The 5,693-nt window shown below is 70.4% G+C and carries 6 protein-coding genes and 1 pseudogene; 4 read left to right on the top strand and 3 right to left on the bottom strand.

All coding sequences use genetic code 11. The annotated features are described in order from the left end of the window. On the bottom strand, positions 1-438 hold a 438-nt coding region (locus E1281_RS36695; protein ID WP_131884306.1), incomplete at its 3' end, for a maleylpyruvate isomerase family mycothiol-dependent enzyme. 180 nt (positions 439-618) lie between these two features. After that, the gene (locus E1281_RS36690; protein ID WP_131884305.1) at positions 619-1,431 is read right to left on the bottom strand and encodes a TetR/AcrR family transcriptional regulator C-terminal domain-containing protein; all 813 of its coding nucleotides are present in this window, start codon (positions 1,429-1,431) and stop codon (positions 619-621) included. A gap of 36 nt (positions 1,432-1,467) precedes the next feature. Here E1281_RS36690 and E1281_RS36685 point away from each other — a divergent pair, with 36 nt between their 5' ends. The 3 genes from E1281_RS36685 to E1281_RS36675 all read left to right on the top strand — a co-directional run bounded on the left by E1281_RS36685 (position 1,468) and on the right by E1281_RS36675 (position 4,358). After that, positions 1,468-3,171 carry a right-handed parallel beta-helix repeat-containing protein gene (locus E1281_RS36685; RefSeq protein ID WP_131884304.1) on the top strand — a complete coding sequence of 568 codons (1,704 nt, stop codon included), beginning with the start codon at positions 1,468-1,470 and terminating at the stop codon, positions 3,169-3,171. 199 nt (positions 3,172-3,370) lie between these two features. Further along, entirely contained in the window at positions 3,371-3,931 is a 561-nt protein-coding gene (locus E1281_RS36680; RefSeq protein ID WP_131884303.1) for a hypothetical protein, read from the top strand. Between the two features lie 13 nt (positions 3,932-3,944). Then, a complete protein-coding gene (locus E1281_RS36675; protein ID WP_131884302.1) occupies positions 3,945-4,358 on the top strand; it encodes a hypothetical protein in 414 nt (137 codons plus the stop codon). A 612-nt stretch (positions 4,359-4,970) separates the two neighbouring features. Here E1281_RS36675 and E1281_RS36670 read toward each other — a convergent pair. After that, positions 4,971-5,429: a hypothetical protein gene (locus tag E1281_RS36670; RefSeq protein ID WP_131884301.1), complete on the bottom strand. Its 459-nt coding sequence runs from the start codon at positions 5,427-5,429 to the stop codon at positions 4,971-4,973. Positions 5,430-5,481: 52 nt separating this feature from the next. Here E1281_RS36670 and E1281_RS36665 point away from each other — a divergent pair. Then, a pseudogene (locus E1281_RS36665) lies at positions 5,482-5,693 on the top strand (integrase); the annotation flags it as partial.

Genomic DNA, 5,693 nt, shown 5'->3' with positions numbered 1-5,693 from the left:
CTCCAAAGCCCGCCCGACCAGCTCCGCGTCCAGCACCACCCGCTGCCCGGACGCCTGCGCCAAATCCCACGTGTGCACGAGCAACTCCAGCGGATACTCCTCCAGCCACTCCCGCATCGTGATCTCCAGGCCCAGCGCCAACCGGACCCGGCGCTCCAGCGCCTCCGGCACCAGCTCGCCCATCATCCGCGCACGCGCCGCACGCCAGGACGCCACCGGATCCGCACCGGCCACCTCACGCCAGTCCGGATCATCGCGGGGGAGCGGCCGCCCCGCCGCGCGCAACTCGATCACCAGCAGCCCCGCCGTGACATGCCCCGCCACATCGACGGCGCACCAGCCCTCACACGGCGACGGCGACAGCCACCCGTCCGGCGGCACCGCCGCCAGCACCGCCTCGAAACCGTCCAGCGCACGAACGAAACGCTCAGGAACCACGGCGCCGCACCACCCAGGCTCAGCTCATCGACACGACGGGACCACCGCACGGTAACGCCCCCGCACACGGCACGACAGGCCCCGGACGACCAGCTCTCAGCGAACCCGGTCGTAGACCAGCGACACCTCGCCGAGCCCACCCGCGACCCCGTTCAGGCGCACCCGGACGGCAAGGTGGTGTCAGCGCTTCCGGCTGCGGTAGGCGCGTTGTTGGCAACTTCGCGAGCAGTAGGCGCGCGGACGGCCCGAAGCGGGTTGCTCGATCGGCCCGCCGCACATCGCGCAGGTTTCGTCACGCGTTCCCTCACGCTGCGCGATGCGCACCTCGACACCGTCGAGCAGGAGCGCCAGACCGAACTCGAACGGGTCCGGCTGCTCGAAACCGCCCGCCTCCCACAGCGCGGTGAGGGTCGGGTAGCGGCTCATCCGCGACCAGAGCCCGTCGCGCGCGCCCCAGAACTCCTCGTCGCTCACCCCGCTGTCCCGCTCGGCGCGCGCCGCCTCGACCAGCGCCAGGGCCTCGGCGTCGAGGAATCGGCCGAGCAGGCCCGCCGCCGCCACGACCTCCGCGGGCGGCAGGGGAGTGCTCGCCAGGATGCTCAGCAGGTGCTCGTAGTGCGCCAGCGCGTTCGGCCCCGGGAGGTGCCGCGTGCTGCGCTCCTCGGCCAGCCACGGGTGGCGTCTGCGCAGCTCCCAGCCGTGCCGGACGGCCGTCTCCAGGCGCTCGCGCCACGGTGCGCCGGTGTCGTCGGGCGCGGGCGCGTCCAGGACGGCGTCGCGCATGAGGTCGACCAGGTGCTCCCGGCTGGGCACGTGCCGGTACAGCGACATCGTGGTGAAGCCCAGGCGCTCGGCGACCTTGCGCATGGACAAGCCCGCCAGGCCCTCCGCGTCGGCGACCTTCACCGCGGCGGCCACCACCCGGTCCGGGCTCAACCCCGGCCGCGCGTCCTCGTTGCGCCACAGCAGTTCGACCCGCTCGTCGTCCTGCATCACCCGGCACCTCCCATTTATAGTATAAATGCGTTTATGGCATACACAACGGAAGTACACGTGGCCCTCGACGGTGACGACGACGCCCCCGGCACACCGGAACGACCCTTCGCCACGATCGACCGGGCACGGAGGGCCGCCCGGGAGGCGGCGGGCGACGTGGTCGTCCACGTGCGGGCGGGCACCTACCCCGGGCCCTGGGAGTTCACCGAGGAGGACTCCGCGCGGGAAGGAAGCCGGATCACCTACCAGGCGAACGGGTTCGGCACACCCGCGCAGGACGAGGTGGTGATCGGCGGCGGACGGGTGATCACCGGCTGGCGGGTGGGCGGTGACGGCGCCTGGGTCGTGGACGTAGGCACGCTCGACACCCGCCACCTCACCGTCGACGGTCGCCGTGTCGACCGGGCCGCCATCGACGGAATCCCGGGCGAAGTGAGTGAAAACGAGTCTGGTTACGTCACGGATGCTCGCCTCGACTGGCGAGCGGGCGTCGAGTTCGTCCACCGGGGCGTCTACCCGTGGACCGAGGCCCGGCTCGCGGTCGAGTCGGTCGCGGACGGCACGATCACCATGAAGCAGCCCGCCTTCTCCTGGGCCCGGCAGCTCTACAACTCCTCCTGGGACGGCCAGACCTCCTCCGGTCCCGGCCTGCCGACCCGCGTGGAGAACGACCCGTCCTTCCTCACCGAACCGGGCACGTTCGCCCTAGACCGCTCCCGCCCCGGCGAGCACGTCCTGCACTACCGCCCCCGCACCGGCGAGGACCCCGCCGCCACCCTGGTCGTCGCTCCGGAACGGGACACCCTGCTGGTGGCGACGGGTGCCGGCGGCATCTCCTTCCGCGGCCTGACCTTCGCCGACACCACCTGGCTGCGCCCGACCGGCGACCGGGGCTTCCTGCACTACCACGGCAGCGGCTTCCACGACGGCGGCCGGATCGACACCGTGGTCGTCGTGGAGGGCCAGTCCTGGCTGACCGTCACCGGCGAGCCGGAGACCGTCCCGGCGTGCGCGTCCCTGGTCGACACCACCGGCATCCGGTTCGAGGGCTGCCGCTTCACCCGCCTGGGCTCGACCGCGCTCGGCGTCACGGGTGGCGCGGACACCATGGTGCGCGGGTGCGGGTTCGACACCCTCGCCGCCGGCGCCATCACTCTGACCGGCACCTGCCGGGCGGTGGTCGAGGACAACGAGGTCCACCGCGTCGGGCTCGACCATTCGGGCTCGCCCGGCATCGCCCTCTTCGCCACGGTGGACTGCACGGTCGCGCACAACAGCGTGGACGACGTTCCGCACTGCGGCATCGTGGGCGGCCCGGCGAAGGGCACGCGCATCCTGCACAACCACGTCACCGGCGCGATGGGCGTGCTGGCCGACGGCGGCGGCATCTACCTGTCCGGGCCGCAGGGCGAATCGCACGAGGACGGGGCGGTGGTGCGCGGCAACGTCATCACCGACACCCGCACCCCCTACAACTTCGCCCTCTACACCGACTACGGCGCGGCGTGGGTGACGGTGGCGGACAACGTGGTGCGGCGCGCCGACAACACCGCCGTGCTGCACGTCCACCCGCCGCTGGACAACGTGGTCTACCGCGGCAACGTGTGGGACGCCGACCCGCTCGGCAGCGACACCGTCCCGGAATCGGTCACCTACGAGGACAACACGACCCTGACCGAAGCGGCCGACCTGGACGCCGCCGAGGCACGCGCGCAGGCCGGACCCCGCCGACACTGACCGCACCCGGCCCGCGGCCCCTCCACGGGTCGCGGCTCCACGTATGGAAGGGGCAGATCCAACCTACTTAACATAATGTACATTATCGACCATTTCCGAAGCGGCTGGAAGCGGGGCCGATCCGACCGGAGCCACGTGAACCGGCGCCGGGCGCGGAACGTTGATCACCTGCCGAATCCCCACGCGACGGAAGGCAAGTGTGAGCGAACAACTCGACCGGACATTCGGGCAGCTGGTGAAGCGGAGCTGGCAGCGCTTCGACGAAGAGATCAAAACCCGCGAGATCGACGATCTCCTCGTCGGTGCCGTCATCACCGCGTCGGTCGCCCAGGGCAACGCCCTCATCGACCTGAACTCCGACGGCAACCACCACTATCTCCGGTTCCAGCACCTGCAGAACAAGCACCGCCTGATGTTCCAGCTGACACATCGGACCGGCACCATCACGGCGGCCAGGATCATGGGCCACCACGCGGCCGTGACGATCGCCTACGGCGAGTACGTCCAGGACGCGCAGACGGTGTGGAAGGCACTGAAGTCCGAGGTCAAGAGCGGTTTCCTGGACGTCGGCGAGCCCGGTGTGCTCACCGTGGACGCCGATCTCGGCACGGGCTACGTCTACGTCCAGGTCCCCCTGCTGCTGGACCTGGACCAGTACTTCGCCGACCACTACACGGTGAAGTACCCCGTGCTGCAGGAGCACATCGCCGCCGTCGCCCAGGCCTGCGCGAAGTACCTGCACGGCCGCATCGCCGCCTGAACCGGAGGACGCCATGCTTTCGATGATCAACAAGTTCAAGAACAACGCCGAGGCGCGGGAGAGCAAGGACGAAGCGCTCATCGGCGAGATGGTGTTCACGATGGCGCACCTGGGGTGCCCCGTCATCGGGATCAAGTCCGGTGCGGACCTGCAGTACGTGCGCTTCAAGCCGGTCGGCGACCCCGCCCTCTACAGCTTCACGATCGTGCTGGACCGGAAGACCGGCGACAGCGCGCTGCAGCAGGCCGTGCTCGGCAGCAAGGCGACGCTCACGTTCGTGGCCGAGGTGAAGAACCACATCGCCGACCCCGACGACTTGGTGACCATGTTCCGCACCGACATGGCGAACATGCTGCGCAGCCCCTGGTTCGGTGACGTCAAGCTCGACCACCAGCTCAACTCGATCACCCCACGAAGAAGCAGCTGATCGACATCGACGACTACGCGGACGCCGACGGCGGCGACCGCGACCGGCTCCGGCAGCTTCTGCAGAGCACCATGCAGGAACTGCGCGAGACGGTCGCCCCGTACAAGAAATGAGGGCCGGGTGGCGGCGCGGTTCATCTCCGGGCCGCGCCGCCACCTCCTCCAAGACGTGCTTGCGATGCGGGACCGGGGGCCACAGGTGGGCCCACTCCCCGGCCGGGACGGACTCGCGCGCCGTCGTGGTCGGCGGGACCGGGCGCGGCGGTGAAAGGCTCGGGGCACGCGTCCGAGAGCGCTCTCCTGCGGTTCCGCCGAGAAGATCGTTTAACCGGACAGAAGCCGAATTCTGTCCGGTTTGCCTAATTTGCGCAGTTCATGGTGATTTGGTGCGCTCTGGCGTCCCTCGTGTCCGGTTCCGCGGTGCCGTGTCCCCCGGTCGGTGAGCCGCATGTTCGCGGCGCCGTTCCAGGCCTCCCCCGACTTCGGCCGGTTCCTGGCGGCCTACGGCGGCGGCTTCGTGGCGGGCTCGCCGGCGTGGGGCGCGATCATGTACGCGCCTCGAACCTGGTCGCTCCTCCCCCGCTCTCGCGGCCGGGCGGGCGGCGTGCCGTGGTCATGCCCGGCGGCGGTGGGGTTCGAGGGCGCGGATGTAGTCGACGAGGCGGACGCCGATGTCGAAGGGGATGTCGGGGCCGTCGAGGTCGGGGTCGGGCCAGGTTTCGGAGATGCGGCGCCAGCTGCCGCGGCCGAGGAAGGCGCCGGTGGCGGGGTCGTCGCCGAGGTCGGCGCGCCACAGGGGTTCGGCGGCCAGGAGGCGGGTGAGGGCGGCTTGGTTGTCGGGTTCGTCTCGGTGCTCGGCGTGGAAGCCGATCTCGACGGCGTGGGTGCGGGTGCCGGGGGCGATGTCGGCGGCGATGATCTGGGCTTCGTAGTGTTCGCGCTGGGGCGCGGGGTCGACGAACCAGGCTTTGACACCGTTGTGGCGTACGTGGACGTGGGGGCGTCCGAGGTCGGGCGGTGTGGATCCGCGGATGATCTCGCCGACCTGTTCGAAGAGTGCCCTGTCCGTCATCGTGGTCGATCTTACGGCGGTTCTGTCGGTGGCGGGAGGTAGCGTCCGGCGCGTGCGTCCCTCTGATGTTCAGCGCCTGACCGTTGCCGAGAGCGTCGACCGGTATGCGGGGATGGTGCGCGCGAAGGCCTCGACGGGTGCGCTGACGCCGAAGACGGCGGAGGTCTATGTGCGGGACGTGGTGACGTTCGCGGCGCTCGCGGGGGCGGAGCGGGTGCTGGACGATCTGACCGGCGAGGACGTCGACGAGGTGCTGTTGAGGTT

It is taken from the genome of Actinomadura sp. KC345 (assembly GCF_004348515.1).
GTDB lineage: Bacteria > Actinomycetota > Actinomycetes > Streptosporangiales > Streptosporangiaceae > Spirillospora.
Note: the sequence above shows the minus strand (reverse complement) of the source record. Positions and strands in the feature narration are given on the sequence as shown.

Coding starts and splice junctions, on each gene's coding strand:
- E1281_RS36670 (WP_131884301.1), bottom strand. CDS start 5,429: ATGACGGACAGGGCACTCTTCGAACAGGTCGGCGAGATCATCCGCGGA.
- E1281_RS36675 (WP_131884302.1), top strand. CDS start 3,945: ATGCTTTCGATGATCAACAAGTTCAAGAACAACGCCGAGGCGCGGGAG.
- E1281_RS36685 (WP_131884304.1), top strand. CDS start 1,468: ATGGCATACACAACGGAAGTACACGTGGCCCTCGACGGTGACGACGAC.
- E1281_RS36690 (WP_131884305.1), bottom strand. CDS start 1,431: ATGCAGGACGACGAGCGGGTCGAACTGCTGTGGCGCAACGAGGACGCG.